General features: G+C 68.7%; 15 protein-coding genes. All 15 read left to right on the top strand.

What is annotated here, in order from left to right:
* The first annotated feature begins 46 nt into the window (after nucleotides 1-46).
* A complete protein-coding gene (locus tag LZ605_RS05865; RefSeq protein ID WP_249844083.1) occupies nucleotides 47-2293 on the top strand; it encodes a CocE/NonD family hydrolase in 2247 nt (748 codons plus the stop codon).
* Between the two features lie 161 nt (nucleotides 2294-2454).
* Nucleotides 2455-3585 (top strand): flagellar biosynthesis protein FlhB, encoded by a 1131-nt coding sequence (gene flhB / locus LZ605_RS05870; RefSeq protein ID WP_107230443.1) that lies wholly within the window; start codon nucleotides 2455-2457, stop codon nucleotides 3583-3585.
* A 44-nt stretch (nucleotides 3586-3629) separates the two neighbouring features.
* Nucleotides 3630-5690 (top strand): flagellar biosynthesis protein FlhA, encoded by a 2061-nt coding sequence (flhA, locus tag LZ605_RS05875; RefSeq protein ID WP_249844997.1) that lies wholly within the window; start codon nucleotides 3630-3632, stop codon nucleotides 5688-5690.
* Nucleotides 5691-5835: 145 nt separating this feature from the next.
* A complete protein-coding gene (gene flhF / locus LZ605_RS05880; protein ID WP_249844084.1) occupies nucleotides 5836-7458 on the top strand; it encodes a flagellar biosynthesis protein FlhF in 1623 nt (540 codons plus the stop codon).
* Nucleotides 7445-8332 carry a MinD/ParA family ATP-binding protein gene (locus LZ605_RS05885; RefSeq protein ID WP_005409532.1) on the top strand — a complete coding sequence of 296 codons (888 nt, stop codon included), beginning with the start codon at nucleotides 7445-7447 and terminating at the stop codon, nucleotides 8330-8332. The genes flhF and LZ605_RS05885 overlap by 14 nt, the downstream gene beginning before the upstream one ends.
* Nucleotides 8329-9072 (top strand): RNA polymerase sigma factor FliA, encoded by a 744-nt coding sequence (locus LZ605_RS05890; protein ID WP_057496426.1) that lies wholly within the window; start codon nucleotides 8329-8331, stop codon nucleotides 9070-9072. Before LZ605_RS05885 ends, LZ605_RS05890 begins: the two co-directional genes overlap by 4 nt.
* A gap of 57 nt (nucleotides 9073-9129) precedes the next feature.
* Nucleotides 9130-9522, top strand: a complete 393-nt coding sequence (gene cheY / locus LZ605_RS05895; RefSeq protein ID WP_006365466.1) for a chemotaxis response regulator CheY — start codon at nucleotides 9130-9132, stop codon at nucleotides 9520-9522.
* On the top strand, nucleotides 9522-10127 hold the full coding sequence (locus LZ605_RS05900) for a protein phosphatase CheZ (RefSeq protein ID WP_249844085.1): 606 nt from the start codon (nucleotides 9522-9524) through the stop codon (nucleotides 10125-10127). Before cheY ends, LZ605_RS05900 begins: the two co-directional genes overlap by 1 nt.
* Nucleotides 10128-10129: 2 nt before the next feature.
* Nucleotides 10130-11956 carry a chemotaxis protein CheA gene (locus LZ605_RS05905; RefSeq protein WP_249844086.1) on the top strand — a complete coding sequence of 609 codons (1827 nt, stop codon included), beginning with the start codon at nucleotides 10130-10132 and terminating at the stop codon, nucleotides 11954-11956.
* 102 nt (nucleotides 11957-12058) lie between these two features.
* Nucleotides 12059-12799 carry a flagellar motor protein gene (locus LZ605_RS05910; protein WP_107230438.1) on the top strand — a complete coding sequence of 247 codons (741 nt, stop codon included), beginning with the start codon at nucleotides 12059-12061 and terminating at the stop codon, nucleotides 12797-12799.
* Between the two features lies 1 nt (nucleotide 12800).
* Nucleotides 12801-13817, top strand: a complete 1017-nt coding sequence (motD, locus tag LZ605_RS05915) for a flagellar motor protein MotD (protein ID WP_249844087.1) — start codon at nucleotides 12801-12803, stop codon at nucleotides 13815-13817.
* A gap of 4 nt (nucleotides 13818-13821) precedes the next feature.
* Complete coding sequence (locus LZ605_RS05920; RefSeq protein WP_249844088.1) at nucleotides 13822-14604, top strand: ParA family protein; 783 nt, start codon at nucleotides 13822-13824, stop codon at nucleotides 14602-14604.
* Nucleotides 14601-15740, top strand: a complete 1140-nt coding sequence (locus LZ605_RS05925) for a chemotaxis protein CheW (protein WP_249844089.1) — start codon at nucleotides 14601-14603, stop codon at nucleotides 15738-15740. The genes LZ605_RS05920 and LZ605_RS05925 overlap by 4 nt, the downstream gene beginning before the upstream one ends.
* A gap of 147 nt (nucleotides 15741-15887) precedes the next feature.
* Nucleotides 15888-16196: an STAS domain-containing protein gene (locus tag LZ605_RS05930; protein ID WP_249844090.1), complete on the top strand. Its 309-nt coding sequence runs from the start codon at nucleotides 15888-15890 to the stop codon at nucleotides 16194-16196.
* Nucleotides 16193-16558, top strand: a complete 366-nt coding sequence (locus LZ605_RS05935) for a response regulator (protein ID WP_005409521.1) — start codon at nucleotides 16193-16195, stop codon at nucleotides 16556-16558. Before LZ605_RS05930 ends, LZ605_RS05935 begins: the two co-directional genes overlap by 4 nt.
* The last annotated feature ends 19 nt before the right edge of the window (nucleotides 16559-16577 follow it).

Genomic DNA, 16577 nt, shown 5'->3' on the forward strand with positions numbered 1-16577 from the left:
CGCCATGCGTGGATGCGCCGTTCCACCACCCTCCAAGGAAGCGTCCGTGGCCCTACGCACCCCGCTTGCCGGCCTGTTGCTGGCCCTCGCTGTTGGCCACGCCGCCGCCGCTGATCTGCCCTGGTCATTGCCAGCCGATGCATCCCCCGTGCAGACCGACGCAGCCCTGCGAACACTGGGCACCGAGCTGCTGGAATCTGCCTCCCTGACCAATGCGCAGCGCAGCCACGCGCTGCTGGCGCTGGGCCGGGCCACCGAAGCACGGCCATTGATCCAGCAGGTACGCGCCGGCCTGGCAAGCGCCGGCGACAGCGCGGCGGCGCAGCGCTGGGTACCGATGCTGCTGCTCGCCACGGCCGGTGAGCAGGACGCAGCGGGGTATGCGCGTGCCTTCCACAACACCTTTGCCGACCTCGGCGACGTCGCCGCCGTGCAGGCGGAAACCGCGCTCGCGGTGGAACCTGCCACCGCGCAGGCGCAGCTGGCGCAGGCCATCGCCGCGCAGGCCGGCACCACCGCCCTGCCCCAGGCCGTCGCCCTGGAATTGTTGCGACTGCGTGCACTGCTGCGTGCACAGACCCTGGCCGCCGCCTTGGCCCCACCACTGGTCGCGGCCGAAGAACAACGCCGCTTCCTCATCGACGATGCGTTGCGCATCCCCGCCGGCGATGGCGTCGTGCTGTCGGCGCAGCTGGCCCGGCCCAGGGCCGCGCAGGCACCCCTGCCGGCGGCCATGCTCTTCACCATCTACACCGATCCGGCCAAGAACCGGCTGAAGATGCTGCTGGCCGCTGCCCACGGCTACGCCGGCATCGTGGTCGACGCGCGCGGCAAGGGCCAGGGCAGCGGCAGCGTCGCCCCCTACGAGCACGATGGCGACGATGCCAACGCGGCGATCGACTGGACCAGCCGCCAGCCGTGGAGCGACGGCCGCGTGGCCATGTACGGCGGCAGCTACGAGGGCTTCACCGCCTGGGCCGCGGCCCGCCATCACCACCCCGCACTGAAGACCATCGTGCCCTACGTTGCCGCCATCCCCGGCCAGGGCCTGCCGATGGAGAACAACGTGTTTCACAGTGCCAACTATGGCTGGGCCTTCTACGTGGCCAATGGCCCGATGCTGGACAACGACACCTACAACCAGAACGAGCGCTGGTCGCAGCTGCCGCGCCGCTGGTATGCCTCCGGCCGCCCTTACCGGCAGATCGACCAGGTCGATGGCACGCCCAATCCCTGGCTTCAGCGCTGGCTCGATCACCCGGCCTACGACGCCTACTGGCAGTCGATGGTTCCCTATGGCGACCAGTTCGACGACATCCGCATCCCGGTGCTGACCATCACCGGCTACTACGACGATGGCCAGATCTCGGCACTGCAGTACTTCAAGGACCACCTGCGGCACCGCCCCGATGCCGAGCATGCCCTGCTGATCGGCCCCTATGACCATCGCGGTGCGCAGTCGGCGATCAAACCGATGCAGCTGCGCGGATACGACCTGGATGCCGTCGCGCAGTTCGACACGGCTGCACTGACCTTCCAGTGGCTGGACCATGTGCTGCGCGGCGCCCCGCGCCCGGCGCTGGTGCCCGACCGCGTGAACTACCAGCTGATGGGCGCCAACCGCTGGGGGCATGCGGCAACACTGGACGCCGCCGCAGGTGTTCACCACCGCTACTTCCTCTCGGCCGCGCCCGCTTCGGTCGATGGCTACCACCGCCTGCAGGAACAGCCGCCAGCCCCAGGCCAGCTGGGGCAGACCGTGGACCTGGCCGACCGCGATGAAATACGGCATGGCTACTACCCGTTCCCGATCATCGAAGCTCAGGACGAAAGGGATACGGCGCTGTCCTTTGTCACCGATCCCGTTACCGGCCCGATGGATCTGGTGGGCAGCTTCTCCGGCGACCTGAAGGTGCGGATCAATAAACGCGACTTCGATTTCACCGTCACCCTGTACGAACTGATGGCCGATGGCCGCCGCGTGCAGCTGTCCTACTACATGGGCCGGGCCAGCCACGTACGTGACCCGACCACACGCCAGCTGCTGCCCCCCGGGCAGTGGACCCACCTGCCCTTCGACCGCACGCGCATGGTCGCGCGCCGCCTGGCCGCGGGCAGCCGCCTGTTGGTCAAGGTGGACGTACTGAAAGACGCCATGCATCAGGTGAATCACGGCACCGGCCGCGATGTCAGCGATGAATCGGCCGCCGATGCGGGCCAGCCGCTGCGCGTGGACTGGCACAGCCACAGCGTGGTGTCGATTCCGTTGCGGCCGGCAACGCCGGATGGATGATTGCGCCGGGCATGGCCCGGTGCCAGCCGTGCCGCCGCCCGCCGTCACGGAACGCTCCCTGCAATACCCTCCTGTAGCTCCACGCCATGGGTGGATGAGCGACCCACCATCACGGAACGGTTCTTGCACGTACCCCGGCATCTCCTGCCGTAGTACCCCTGATGTCCGAGAACGAATCCGCCGGCGAAAAGACCGAACAACCGACCGAAAAACGCCTGCGCGATGCCCGTGAACAGGGCAACCTGCCACGCTCGCGGGAACTGGGCACGGCCGCCGTGTTCGGTGCCGGCGTGCTGGCGGTGATGGCCATGAGCGGCTCGATCGGGCGTGGCGCCACGGCCTGGATGAAGCAGGCGCTCAGCCCGGAACAGAGCCTGCGGCAGAACCCGAAGGAACTGTTCGGCCACTTCGGCGACCTGCTGCTGCAGTTCCTGCTGGTGATCGCGCCGCTGGTGCTGGTCTGCCTGCTGGCCAGCTTCGTCGCACCGCTGGTGATGGGCGGCCTGCGCTGGTCGCAGAAGGCGTTGCTGCCCGACATCAACCGCCTGAACCCGATGAGCGGGCTCAAGCGGCTGTATGGCCCGGAGGCCATCGCCGAATTCACCAAGTCGCTGCTGCGCGTGGCCTTCGTTGGCGTGGCCGCCGGGCTGGTGGTCTGGACCGGCTTTGACACCCTGCGCGGGCTGATCCACCACCCGCTGGAGACCGCCATCACCGATGGCCTGGGCTTCACCCTGCGCCTGCTGCTGGCCACCGCCGGCGCGATGCTGGTGCTGGCCGCCATCGATGCGCCGTACCAGCGCTGGAACTGGATGCGCAAGCTGAAGATGACCCGCGAGGAACTGCGCCGGGAAATGAAGGAAAGCGAGGGCAGCCCCGAGGTGAAGGGGCGCATCCGCCAGCTGCAGCAGCAGATGGCCAACCGCCGGATGATGGAAGCGGTCCCCACCGCCGACGTGGTGGTGGTCAACCCCACCCACTACGCGGTAGCCCTGAAGTACGAAGGCGGCGCAATGAACGCCCCCACCGTGGTGGCGCTGGGCGTGGACGAGACCGCCCTGCGCATCCGCGAAGTGGCCGACGGCAACAAGGTCGCCATCGTCTCTGCCCCGCCTTTGGCACGCGCCTTGTATCGGGAAGGCCAACTCGGAAAGGAAATCCCCGTGAGACTGTATTCAGCCGTCGCCCAGGTCCTGTCCTACGTCTACCAGCTGCGCACCTGGCGCACTGGCCCGATGCCGGACGCCCCGCACATCCAGGTGGATGAATTCGGCAAGGGAGGCCGCCCGTGAGCGCCCAGCCCTCGACCGGTTTCAACACCCGCCGCGCCCTGGAAATGATCCGCCAGGGCCTTGGCGCGCCGCTGATCGTGCTGGCCCTGCTGGCCATGGTGGTGGTGCCGCTGGCGGCGCCGGTGCTCGATGCATTGTTCACCTTCAACATCGCCATCTCGTTGATGGTGCTGCTGGCGGTGGTCTACGTGAAGCGCCCGCTGGATTTCACCATCTTCCCGATCGTGCTCCTGATCACCACCATGCTGCGGCTGGCGCTGAACGTGGCCTCCACCCGCGTGATCCTGCTCAACGGCCAGAACGGCCACGAGGCGGCTGGCAAGGTCATCGCCTCCTTCGGCGAATTCGTGATCGGCGGCAACTACGCGGTCGGCATCGTGGTGTTCGCGATCCTGACCATCATCAACTTCGTGGTCATCACCAAGGGGGCCGGCCGCGTCTCGGAAGTGACCGCGCGCTTCATCCTCGACGCCATGCCCGGCAAGCAGATGGCCATCGACGCTGACCTCAACGCCGGCCTGCTGACCCGTGAAGAAGCCAAGCTGCGCCGCGAGGAAGTACGCGAGGAAGCCGACTTCTACGGCGCGATGGACGGTGCCAGCAAGTTCATCCGCGGCGATGCCATCGCCGGCATCCTGATCCTGTTCATCAACATGCTCGGCGGCCTGGCCGTGGGCGTGCTGCAGCATGGCATGCCGTTCGGCGAAGCGGCCGCCACCTACACCCTGCTGTCCATCGGTGACGGGCTGGTGGCGCAGCTGCCGGCGCTGCTGGTGTCCAGCGCGGTGGCAATGCTGGTGACCCGTGCCTCGCGCTCTCAGGACATGGCCCAGGCCATGACCGGCCAGGTGTTCGGCCAGTACCGCGCGCTGGCGATCACCGCCGGCATCGTCGGCCTGGTCGGCCTGGTGCCGGGCATGCCTAACGTCGCATTCCTGACGCTGGCGGCGATCCTCGGGTTCATTGCCTGGAAGCTGTACCGCAAGGAGAAGCAGCCGGCTTCCGACGCCGCTGCCGGCGCAGGCGATGGCGCCGCGCTGAACGCGCTGGGCCGTCCGGCCGCAGCGGCACCGACGGCGGAACTGAGCTGGGACGAGCTGCGCCCGGTCGATCCGCTGGGGCTGGAGGTGGGCTACCGGCTGATTCCGCTGGTGGACAGCAACCAGGGCGGCGAATTGATGGCGCGCATCAAGGGCGTGCGCCGCAAGCTGACCCAGGATGTCGGCTTCCTGATTCCATCGGTGCACATCCGCGACAACCTGGAACTGCCGGCCAACGGCTATCGCGTGCTGGTGCACGGCGTGCCGGTGGCCACCGCCGAGATCCATCCGGACCGCGAACTGGCACTGGACCCGGGCAGTGCGCTCGGCACACTGGAAGGCATCGCCGGCAAGGACCCCGCGTTCGGCCTGGATGCCACCTGGATCCAGCCGCACCAGCGCGCCCAGGCCGAAACGCTGGGCTACACCGTGGTCGACCCGGCCACCGTGGTGGCCACCCATCTTTCGCACCTGATCCGCGAGCACGCCCCGGAACTGCTCGGCCACGAAGAAGTGCAGCACCTGCTGGCCAACCTGGCCAAGAGTGCGCCCAAGCTCGTCGAAGATCTGACGCCCAAGGCGTTGCCGCTGTCGGCCGTGGTGCGCGTGCTGCAGAACCTGCTGGTCGAGCGCATCCCGATCCGCCAGCTGCGCAAGATCGCCGAATCGCTGGTCGAACATGCCCCCGGCAGCCAGGATCCGGCCGTGCTGACCGCCGCGGTGCGCACCGCGCTGGGCCGCTTCATCGTGCAGGAGATCGCCGGAATGTCGGCGGAGCTGCCGGTGTTCACCCTCAACCCGCAATTGGAACGTGTCTTGCAGGAGTCCACGCAGGGCAACGGCGCCGCGCTGGAACCCGGACTCGCCGAGCGACTGCACCAGAGCCTGGCCGACTGTGTCAGCAAGCAGGAAGCCCGCAATGAGCCCGCGGTCGTGCTGGTACCCGGCCCGGTGCGCGCCGCGCTGGCGCGCCTGGTCCGCCACAGCGTTCCGTCGCTGTCGGTCCTGGCCTACAGCGAGGTGCCGGAGGACAAGCGCCTGAAGCTGGTCGGAACGATCAGCTGACGCCGCCCGCCGATGCGCCAGAAAACAGACACCACTTCCGAACCAACGCAACAGACAGATACCAAGGGGAACCCGCACCGTGCAGACCACCGACCACCCGAGTTCCCCGAACGCCACCCCGCCGTCTTCGTCCCGTGACCACAGCATGAAAATCAAACGATTCGTCGCCGCCGACATGCGCTCGGCCATGAACCTGGTGCGCAAGGAACACGGCCCCGACGCCGTGATCCTGTCCAACCGCCGGATCGAGGAAGGCATCGAGATCGTGGCCGCCGCCAACTATGATGAGAGCGCCGTGCAGCGTGCACTGGAAGCCTCGCGCCGTGACGTGGCGCCGCCGCCGGCACCGAAGCCGCGTACCGCCGCCGATGCGGTGATTGCCGCCGTCACCCGCCGCCGCAGCAGCACCCCGGCACCGGAACCGGTCGCCGCCACCACCTCGGCGGTGGCGGCCCTGGCCCGCGCCGCGGTCGGTGCCACCGGCCGCACCCTGGACAGCGCCGACGAGATCGTGCCGACCCGTGGCAGCACCGGCTTCGCCGCCACCCTGGCGCGCGCCGCCGTCAACGAACCGACGCTGCCGGAACAGATCTTCGCCCCGTTCGCCGACGCCATCGTCGCGCCGGCAGCGGTGGCCGTAGCAGCACCCAACCGCGCCCGCTTCCAGATCGACCCGCCGCACGAAACGCATCACGAAAGCCCCGCCCCGGCAGTGCAACCGCCGCCGCTGCCGACTGCCGCCGTGGCCGAGGCGCCGGCCGAATCGACCGTCAGCGAACCGGCACCGGTGGACGCCGCCGACGACGCCAGCCCGGCGCCGATGCTGGCGCCGGCCCCGGCGCTGACCGTGGTGGCCCAGGACGACGCCGAGATCCGCCAGCTGCGCCAGGAAGTGGCCGGCATGCGCCAGGTGATCGAGCGCGAGATGAACCGCTTCACCGACGAGCGCCTGCGCGGCTGCCCGGTGCGTGCCACCGCCCTGGACCTGATGGATGAGTACGGCTTCGACGCTGGCCTGGCCCGCGACGTGGCCATGCAGATCCCGCTGGAGACCGAAGCCCACCGCGGCCGCGGGCTGATGCTGGGGCTGATCTCGCGCAAGCTGCCGATCGCCCCGGTCGACCCGCTGGAAGAAGGCGGTGTGATCGCGCTGGTCGGCCCGACCGGCGCCGGCAAGACCACCACCATCGCCAAGCTGGCCTCGCGCTTCGCCGAGAAGCACGCCCCGCGTGACGTTGCCCTGGTGACCACCGACACCACCCGCATCGGCGCCCGCGAACAGCTGTACGGCTATGGCCGCCAGCTCGGCATCGCCGTGCACGAGGCCAACAGCGGTACCGACCTGGACCAGCTGCTGGAACGCCTGAAGGACTACAAGCTGGTGCTGATCGACACCGCCGGCCTGGGCCCGCGTGACCGCGCACTGGCCGCCCAGCTGCAGTGGCTGCGCGCCGCCCGCCAGGTGCGCACCCTGCTGCTGCTGCCGGCCAACACCAGTTTCGGCGACATGGACGAGGTGGTCCGCCGCTTTGGCGCGGCCAACCTGCAGGGGCTGGTGCTGAGCAAGCTGGACGAGACCGGCCGTTTCGGCAACGCGCTGTCGGTGGCCGTGGATCACAGCCTGCCGATCACCTGGGTGACTGACGGCCAGGACGTACCGGAGGACCTGCACCGGGCCAGTGCGGCCAATCTCGTACTTCGCCTTGAAGATTTGCGCCGAGCGGCCGATATGCCCTGCAACCCGGAGTTGAACCATGCCGTCGCGTGAGTACGCCAAGCTGACCAAGACCTTCCCGCTGTCGGCCACCCGCAGCGAGCCGCTCGGCCCTGTGCGCACCATTGCCGTGACCGGCGGCAAGGGCGGCGTGGGCAAGACCAACGTGTCGGCCAACCTGGCCGTGGCGCTGGCCGGCATGGGCAAGCGCACGCTGCTGCTGGATGCGGACCTGGGCCTGGCCAACATCGACGTGATCCTGGGGTTGAACCCCACCTTCACGCTGGCCGACCTGGTCGCCGGCCGCTGCTCGCTGGATGACGTCATCGTCGAAGGCCCGAACGGCGTGCTGGTGGTCCCGGCCGCGTCCGGCCGCCGGCACATGGCCGAACTGGCCCCGGCCGAGCACGTCGGCCTGGTCAACGTGTTCTCCGAACTGGAGCGCGAGCTGGACATCATGGTGGTGGACACCGCCGCCGGCATCACCGATGGCGTGCTGACCTTCTGCCAGGCCGCACAGGACACCGTGGTGGTGGTCTGCGACGAACCGGCCTCGATCACCGACGCCTACGCGCTGATCAAGGTGCTCTCGCGCGAGCGTGGGGTGGACCGCATCCAGGTGGTGGCCAACATGGTGCGCGACCCCAACGAAGGCCGCGTGCTGTACGAAAAGCTGACCCGCGTCTGCGAGAAGTTCCTGGCCGATGTCTCATTGAATTACCTGGGCTGCGTGCCGCAGGATGACTGGTTGCGCCTGTCGGTGCAGCGCCAGCAGCCGGTGGTCAAGGCCTACCCATCCAGCCCGGCTGCACTGGCGATCACCGAGATCGCACGGCGCACCGCGCGCTGGCAGGCGCCGACCGAACCGCGTGGCGGCGTCGAGTTCTTCCTCGAACGCATCCTCAAGCAGCGCGGGGTGGCCGCATGAAAGGCGCAGCCCAGTACCGGGAGGTCCAGCGCTCGGCGGCCAACGAGGTCATCGCCCAGCATTCGGACCTGGTGCGGCGCATCGCCCACCACCTGGCCGCACGCCTGCCGGCCAGCGTCGAAGTCGACGACCTGATCCAGGCCGGCATGATGGGCCTGATCGAGGCCTCGCGCAGCTACGACGCCGACCAGGGCGCCTCGTTCGAGACCTACGCGTCGATCCGCATCCGCGGTTCGATGATCGACGAGATCCGTCGTGGTGATTGGGTGCCGCGTTCGGTGCACCGCCGTGCACGCGATGCTGCTGCCACCATCCGCCGCCTGGAACAGAGCAGTGGTCGTGCCGCCAGCGCCACCGAAGTGGCCGCCGCGATGGACATGCCGCTGCCCGAATACCTGCGACTGATGGAAGACGCCGCGCGCGGCCAGGTGCTGAGCCTGGAATCGCGTATCGAGGACCAGGGCGAACTGGATACCGTCGCCCAGGGCGGCCCGACCCCGCAGCAGGTGCTGGAGCGCGGCGAGTTCGGCCGCGAGCTGGGCAAGGCCATCGGCCACCTGCCCGAGCGCGAACAGCTGGTGCTCTCGCTCTACTACGAGCAGGAGCTGAACCTGAAGGAGATCGGTGCGGTGCTCGGCGTGAGCGAGTCGCGGGTCTGCCAGATCCACGGCCAGGCGGTGCTGCGCCTGCGTGGCCGACTGAAGATTTTCGAGGCGGTCGACGCCGGCCTTGAAGAATGAACATCCCCGAGGCGGCTGCCCCCGGCCGCCCGGAATGAACAACAAAGGAACTCTGCTTTGAACAAGAACATGCGCATCCTGATCGTCGACGACTTCTCGACCATGCGTCGCATCGTCAAGAACCTGCTGGGCGATCTGGGCTTCACCAACACCGCCGAAGCCGAGGACGGGCATGCCGCGCTGTCGCTGCTGCAGAGCCAGCCGTTCGATTTCGTGGTCACCGACTGGAACATGCCGGTGATGACCGGCATCGAGCTGCTCAAGGCGATCCGCGCCGATGCCAAGCTGAAGACCCTGCCGGTGTTGATGGTGACCGCCGAAGCCAAGCGCGAGCAGATCATCGAAGCCGCCCAGAGCGGCGTCAACGGCTACATCATCAAGCCGTTCACCGCGCAGACCCTGGAAGAAAAGCTGGGCAAGATCTTCGAACGCCTGGCGGCCAGCGCCTGATGGAAACCACGGTCGACAAGAACGCCCTTGCCCTGCGCCTGCAGGAAGCCCTGGACGCGCTGGAGTCGGGTGACGAGGCCGCCTGGCGGCAGCGCATCGACGGACTGGTCGCGCTGCGCACGCAGCCGATGATGAGCGGTCTTTCGCGGCTGGCCCGCGAACTCGGCCAGGCGCTGGGTGAACTGCCGACCGTGCCCAGCGATGCCGGCGAACTGGACGACGCCTGCGCGCGCCTGGACCACGTGGTGGCGATGACCGAACAGGCCACCCACCGCACCCTGGACCTGGCCGAGGAATGCCGCAGCCTGACCGAGCAACTGCGCGCCGAAGGCCTGCAGCCGGGCCAGGACGCGCAGCTTGAGCGCATCCGCCACAACCTCACCGAGATCGCCCTGACCCAGAGCTACCAGGACCTGACCGGGCAGATCATCCGTCGCGTGGTCGGCATCGTGCGCCGCGTGCACGAAGGCTTCGGCGCGCTCGGCCTGCCGCCGGAACAGCATCGCACCGACCCGGAACTGGCCGGGCCGGCACTGAAGGGACTGGACCGCCACGCGGTCTCGCAGAACGACGCCGACGACCTGTTGTCGGATCTGGGGCTGTAAGCATGAGCGCGGTATCCGACGACATCACTGCCGATTTCATCATCGAGGCACAGGAAATCCTGGACCGCCTGGGCGAACAGCTGGTGTCGCTGGAGCAGGCACCGCAGGACAGCGAGCAGCTCAACGCAGTGTTCCGCGGCTACCACACGCTCAAGGGCGGCGCCGGCTTCCTCGGCGTCACCGCCATGGTCGAGCTGTGCCACGCCGCTGAAGAAGCCCTCGGCATCGCGCGTGCCGGCCAGGCCGTGCTGCAGGCCCATCACTTCGACGCCGCCCAGCAATCGCTGGATTACCTGCAGTCGATGCTCGATGCGGTGTCCTCGGGCACCGAGCCGGGCTATGCGCCGCCGGAGCTGATCGCACAGTTCGACATGCACGGTGGCGGTACCGCAGCCCCGACCGCCGCCGCACCCGCCGCTGCGGGCGGCGACCTGATCACCGAAGACGAATTCGAGGCCCTGCTCGACCAGCTGCACGGCGGCAACGCGCCGACCGCGGTCGCGCCGGCGAAGAAGGCCGACGACGGCCTGATCAGCGAAGACGAGTTCGAAGCCCTGCTCGACCAGCTGCACGGTGGCGCCGCGCCCGGCAGCAAGCCGGTCGCCGCCACGCCGGTCGCTGCGACGCCTGCGCCGCGCCCGGCGGCCGCCACCCCGGCAGCCAAGCCGGCCGCCAAGCCGCTGGCCGAAGCCGAGCACACCGTGCGCGTGGATACCAAGCGCCTGGATGCGATCGTCAACCTGATCGGCGAGCTGGTGCTGTCACGCAACCGCCTGAAGACGCTGCGCGCACGCCTGCGCGATGAAGAGCTGGACCGCGCCGTATCGACCCTGGACATCGCCACCGCGCGACTGCAGTCGGCGGTGATGCGCACCCGCATGCAGCCGGTCGGCAAGGTGTTCTCGCGCTTCCCCAAGGTCGCCCGCGATGTCGCCCGCTCGCTGAAGAAGGAAGTGGATCTGGAACTGATCGGCGCCGAGACCGAGCTCGACCGCAACCTGGTCGAAGCCCTGGCCGACCCGCTGGTTCACCTGGTCCGCAATGCCATCGACCATGGCGTGGAAATGCCCGAACTGCGCGAAGCGCAGGGCAAGCCGCGGATGGGCCATGTGCGCCTGTCGGCGCAGCAGGAAGGTGACTACGTCAGCATCGAGGTGCAGGACGATGGCGCCGGCATCGACCCGGAAAAGCTGCGCGCCAAGGCACGCGAGAAGGGCCTGATCGATCCGGAAGCCGCCGCCCGCCTGAGCAGCGAGGAATGCCTGCACCTGGTGTTCCTGCCCGGCTTCTCGACCAAGCAGCAGGTGACCGACATCTCCGGCCGCGGCGTCGGCATGGACGTGGTGCAGTCCCGTATCCGCGAACTCAGCGGCCAGATCCAGATCCAGTCGGAGCTGGGCCGTGGCAGCCGCTTCCTGATCCGCGTACCGCTGACCCTGGCGATCCTGCCGACGCTGCTGGTGCAGGCCGGCGAGGACGTCTACGCGCTGCCGCTGGCGCGCGTGATGGAAGTGCTGCACGCGCCGCGCACCTCGCTGGGCTGGTTCGATGGCCGTGCCGTGCTCGACCGCCGCTCGCACACCCTGCCGCTGGTCGATCTGCGCCAGTGGCTGGATGTGACGCCGGCCGCCTCCACCCTGCTGACCATTGTGGTGCTGCAGGCCGGCGAGGCACGCTTCGGGCTGGTCGTGGACCAGGTGCGCGGGCGCGAGGAAGTGGTCATCAAGCCGCTGCCCAAAGCCCTGCGCGGCCTGCGCGGTTATGCCGGTGCAACCTTGATCGGCGATGGTCGCATGGCGCTGATCCTGGACGTGGACGGCCTGCGATGACCCCCGCCGGGCCCCGCCCGGCGCCCCCAGAAACTGTGACTACCGTCTGTACACGAACGCCCGGTGTCTCAAGTCCCATTCACACAAGCCGATACCGGATCCATGGATAGACTCAGCCTCATTGGACTCTTTCTCGCCCTGGCCTCGCTGGTCGGTGGCAGCATCCTCAAGGGCGCCGGGCTGGCGTCGTTGTGGTCGCCTGCGGCCTTTGTGATTGTCATCGTCGGCACCGTCGCGGCGATCCTGCTGCACACCTCGCCGGCCGTGTTCAAGCACGCCTTCAAGATCGTGCGCTGGGTCGTGCGCCCGCCGAACAGCGATCGCCACGAGCTGATCCGCCAGATCGTGGAATGGAGCAACATCGCCCGTCGCCAGGGCCTGCTGGGCCTGGAATCGCAGGTGGAAGCACAGCAGGACCCGTTCCTGCGCAAGGGGCTGCAGCTGCTGGTGGACGGCGTGGAGCCCGAATCGATGCGGCACATGCTGGAAATCGAACTGGGCAGCCAGGAGCACCAGGACCAGGCCGGCGCCAAGGTATTCGAGGCGATGGGCATCTACGCACCCACCCTCGGCATCATCGGCGCCGTGCTCGGCCTGATCGCAGTGATGAAGAACCTGGCCGACCCGAGCAAGCTCGGCCATGGCATCGCCGCCGCGTTCACCGCCACCATCTATGGCATCGCCTCGGCCAACCTGCTGTTCCTGCCGATCGCCGCCAAGCTCAAGAGTGTGATCTCGCACAACACGCGCGACCGCGAAATGGTCATCGAAGGCCTGATCTCGATCGCCCAGGGCGAGAACCCGCGCAACATCGAAACCAACCTCTCCGGCTTCCTGCACTGACATGGCCCGCCGCAAGCACCACGAAGAGCACGCCAACCACGAAGCATGGGCGATCCCCTATGCCGACCTGATGACGCTGCTGCTCGCCTTCTTCGTGGTCATGTACGCGATCTCCTCGGTCAACGAGGGCAAGTACCGGATCATGGCCGACGCGCTCACCGACGCCTTCGGCGGTGCGCCGCGCACCATCAATCCGGTGCAGGTCGGCAACAAGCAGGTGCAGGGTGGCGGCTGGGACAGCCCGTCGGTGATCAAGTCCGGCACCAAGATCGGCCCTTCGGCGCCGGCACCCTCGCATGATCCGACGCTGCTGCCGTCGATGGCCTCGCAGATGCGCATGCCGGTGTCGGTGCACAACCAGGAACAGATCGCACGCGCCGAGCGCCAGCTCAACAGCACCGCCGACCGCCTCACCGCCGCGCTGGCACCGTTGATCGACCGCGGCATGATCAGCGTGCGCCGTACCGAGCTGTGGATCGAAGTGGAGATCAACAGCGACATCCTGTTCCCCACCGGCTCGGCGGCGCTGGACGTGCACGCCCGGCAGACCCTGGCCAGCCTGGCCGACGTGCTGCGCGATGTACCCAACAGCGTGCGTGTGGAAGGCCACACCGACAACGTGCCGATCGCCACCGCCACCTTCCCGTCCAACTGGGAACTGTCGGCCGGGCGCGCGGCCAGCGTGGTGCACCTGTTCGCCGACCAGGGGGTACAGCCGTCGCGGCTGGCGATGGTCGGCTACGGCCAGTTCCGCCCGCGCGAGGAGAACGACAGCGCGCAGGGCCGCAACCGCAATCGCCGGGTGATGGTCATCATCCTGGCCGACACCAGCCATTCGGTGGACCCGCTCGGCCAACGCCTGAACGCCGCCACCGGTGCCGTTGACAGGGCCACCCCCGAACAAGCCGCCGCAACGCCGGCTACCGCCCCCACTTCCCCCCTCGCGCCGGTGACGTTGCCACCGGTGCCGGCTGGCAGCCGCGTCGGCGCCGCCGTTCCCCCGGCAATGAAGGAGTAATCCGATGCGCATCTGGGCAGTCGCCAACCAGAAGGGCGGAGTCGGCAAGACCACCACCACCCTCGCCCTCGGCCGCGGCCTGGCCGCACTCGGCCATCGCGTGCTGCTGATCGACCTCGATCCGCATGCGTCGCTCAGCCGCGCCTTCGGGGTGCCGGTGGATCCGCCGCCGGCCGGTGTGCTTGAACTGTTTGGCACGCCGCCGGCCGATCTTTCCGGCCTGTGCCACGCCAGCAACGTCCACGGCCTGGACTACGTCTGCGCACAGTCCGCGCTGGCCACGCTGGAGCGCCGCAGCGCCAACCAGCCCGGGCTCGGCCTGGCGCTGCAGAACGCGCTGGCGCGCCACCAGGGCCAGCACGACTACATCCTGCTGGACTGCGCGCCGACCCTCGGCCTGCTGATGATCAATGCGCTGGCCGCGGCCGACCGCCTGATCATCCCCACCCAGGCCGAGCCGCTGGCCCTGCACGGACTGGATGGCATGGTCCGCACCGGTGAGATGGTCGAGCGTTCGCGCCGCCGCCCGCTGCCGATTTCGATCCTGCCGACCCTGTTCGACCGCCGCACGCGCGCCGGCAACGAATCGCTGCGCACCATGCAGGATCGCCACGGCGCACGCGTGTGGGAAGACGCGATTCCGATCGACACCCGCATCAGCAATGCCGCCGGCCTGACCCTGCCGAGCATCGGTGAGGACTATCCGGGGCGCGGTCTGGCGGCCTACCGGCGTGCACTGAACTGGATTCTGGGTGAGGACGCGCGCGCGCTGGAGCAGGCGGCATGAACAGCACCGGCGTACTGGACGACTATCTGGACGAACTGCTGGGCGAAGCGATTGTTGCGGCGCCGGCTGCCGTGCCACCTCCCGGTAGCGCCGGGCCACGCCCGGCGGACGCGGCGGCACCGGAACGCGAGCCGACCTGGGACGATCTGCCGGCCGAAGTGATCTACGAAACGGACGCTGTCGTTGCGGGCCCGAGCGCGGACGACGCCCTGCTGGAGGCCGCTTTCGAGGCTGCCGCTGCACCGGCGGGGGCCCCGCCTTCCCCGCCAAGCGCCGCCTCTCCGGAACGCGAGCCCACCTGGGATGACCTGCCCGACGAAGTCATCCACGAAACCGCGCCAGCACCCGCAGCCGCCGCAACGACCGGCCCCGAGCCTACCTGGGATGACCTGCCCGACGAAGTGATCTACGAGACCGATGCGGCCGACAGTCATCGTCTTGCCCACACCGACAGCCCCGGCCTGCAGGCCGCCTTCGAGGCTGCCGCCGGTGGCGAGGACGTCGCCCCGCCCCCACCCGCAGTGATCGCCGCGCCGGCGCCGGCGCCCACTCCCCGCCCCGCAGCTGCACCGTCCGCACGCGCCGCCGTCGCCCCGCCCCCGCGCGTGGCACTGGACACCCCCAGCGGCAACCGCCCGGGCAGCTGGCAGGAGTTGCAGGCCCAGGCCCACCAGCCCGCCAGCAGCCCGCATCCGCAGAACCGCCGTGCCGCCGAACGCACCTCGCGCTGGCTGCGCCTGCGCTGCGGCACCCAGGCCTACGCACTGGAACTGCTGAAGGTGCAGGAAGTGGTGTTGCCGGTGCCCTTGCTGCCCCTGCGTGGCACCGCACCGGCGATGCTCGGCATCATGAACCTGCGCGGCCAGGTGGTACCGGTGATGGACCTCGGCCTGCACCTTGGTGCCGCCGCCGCCGAAGACGACGCGCAGACCCGGATCGTGGTGCTGGAAGAAGACGGCGAGACCATCGGCCTGCGCGTGTCGGCGGTGGAAGACGTCGCCAACCTCACCGATTCGCAGATCGAACCGCCGGATACCGCGCGCATCTGCCAGATCTCCAACGACCTGTTCCGCGGCGTGGCACGCGTCAGCCAGCGGCCGATGATCCTGCTCGACGCCACCCGGCTGCTGAGCTGAGCCCCAAAAAGGGGACGGAGGGGGTTAAGTCGCAAACGCCCCTGCGATCTGCCCACCATCAGCCGCATCGACGCTCCGCGTCGATTCCTCTAAAGAACCCTGCCGGGGTGCCGTTATGGATCACGGAACCGTTTGTCCGGAGCAACCATGAGCACTGTCGAACTGGGTGGGGATCTCGGCATCGAGAGCAGCACCGAGCTCAAGAACCGCCTCGCCCCGCTGGTGGCGCAGGCAGGCGAGCTGACCCTGGATGCCAGCCAGGTCGCCCGCATCCACACAGCCGCGGTGCAGGTGCTGTGTGCATTCGTGCAGGCCCGCCGCGAGGCAGGCCTGGGCACCGGCTTCCACGGTTGCACTGCAACCTTCCGTGACGCCGCGCGCCTGCTGGGCGTCACCCAGGCCCTGGGCCTGGACGTACCCCATGACAACCTGAAATCTGTGGAGAACGCTGCATGAGCGCACGTATCTTGGTGGTGGACGATTCGGCGTCGATGCGCCAGATGGTTTCCTTCGCCCTCACCTCGGCCGGTTTTGCCGTCGAAGAAGCCGAAGACGGCGCGGTCGCGCTCGGTCGCGCCAAGGGCCAACGCTTCAACGCGGTGGTCACCGACGTCAACATGCCCAACATGGACGGCATCGCGCTGATCCGCGAACTGCGCCAGCTGCCGGACTACAAGTTCACCCCGCTGCTGATGCTGACCACCGAATCGGCCGCCGACAAGAAGTCCGAAGGCAAGGCCGCCGGTGCCACCGGCTGGCTGGTCAAGCCGTTCAATCCCGAACAGCTGGTCGCCACCGTGCAGAAAGTGCTGGGCTGATCGCCCGCCGCCGCTTCCC

The organism is Stenotrophomonas maltophilia (assembly GCF_023518235.1).
GTDB lineage: Bacteria > Pseudomonadota > Gammaproteobacteria > Xanthomonadales > Xanthomonadaceae > Stenotrophomonas.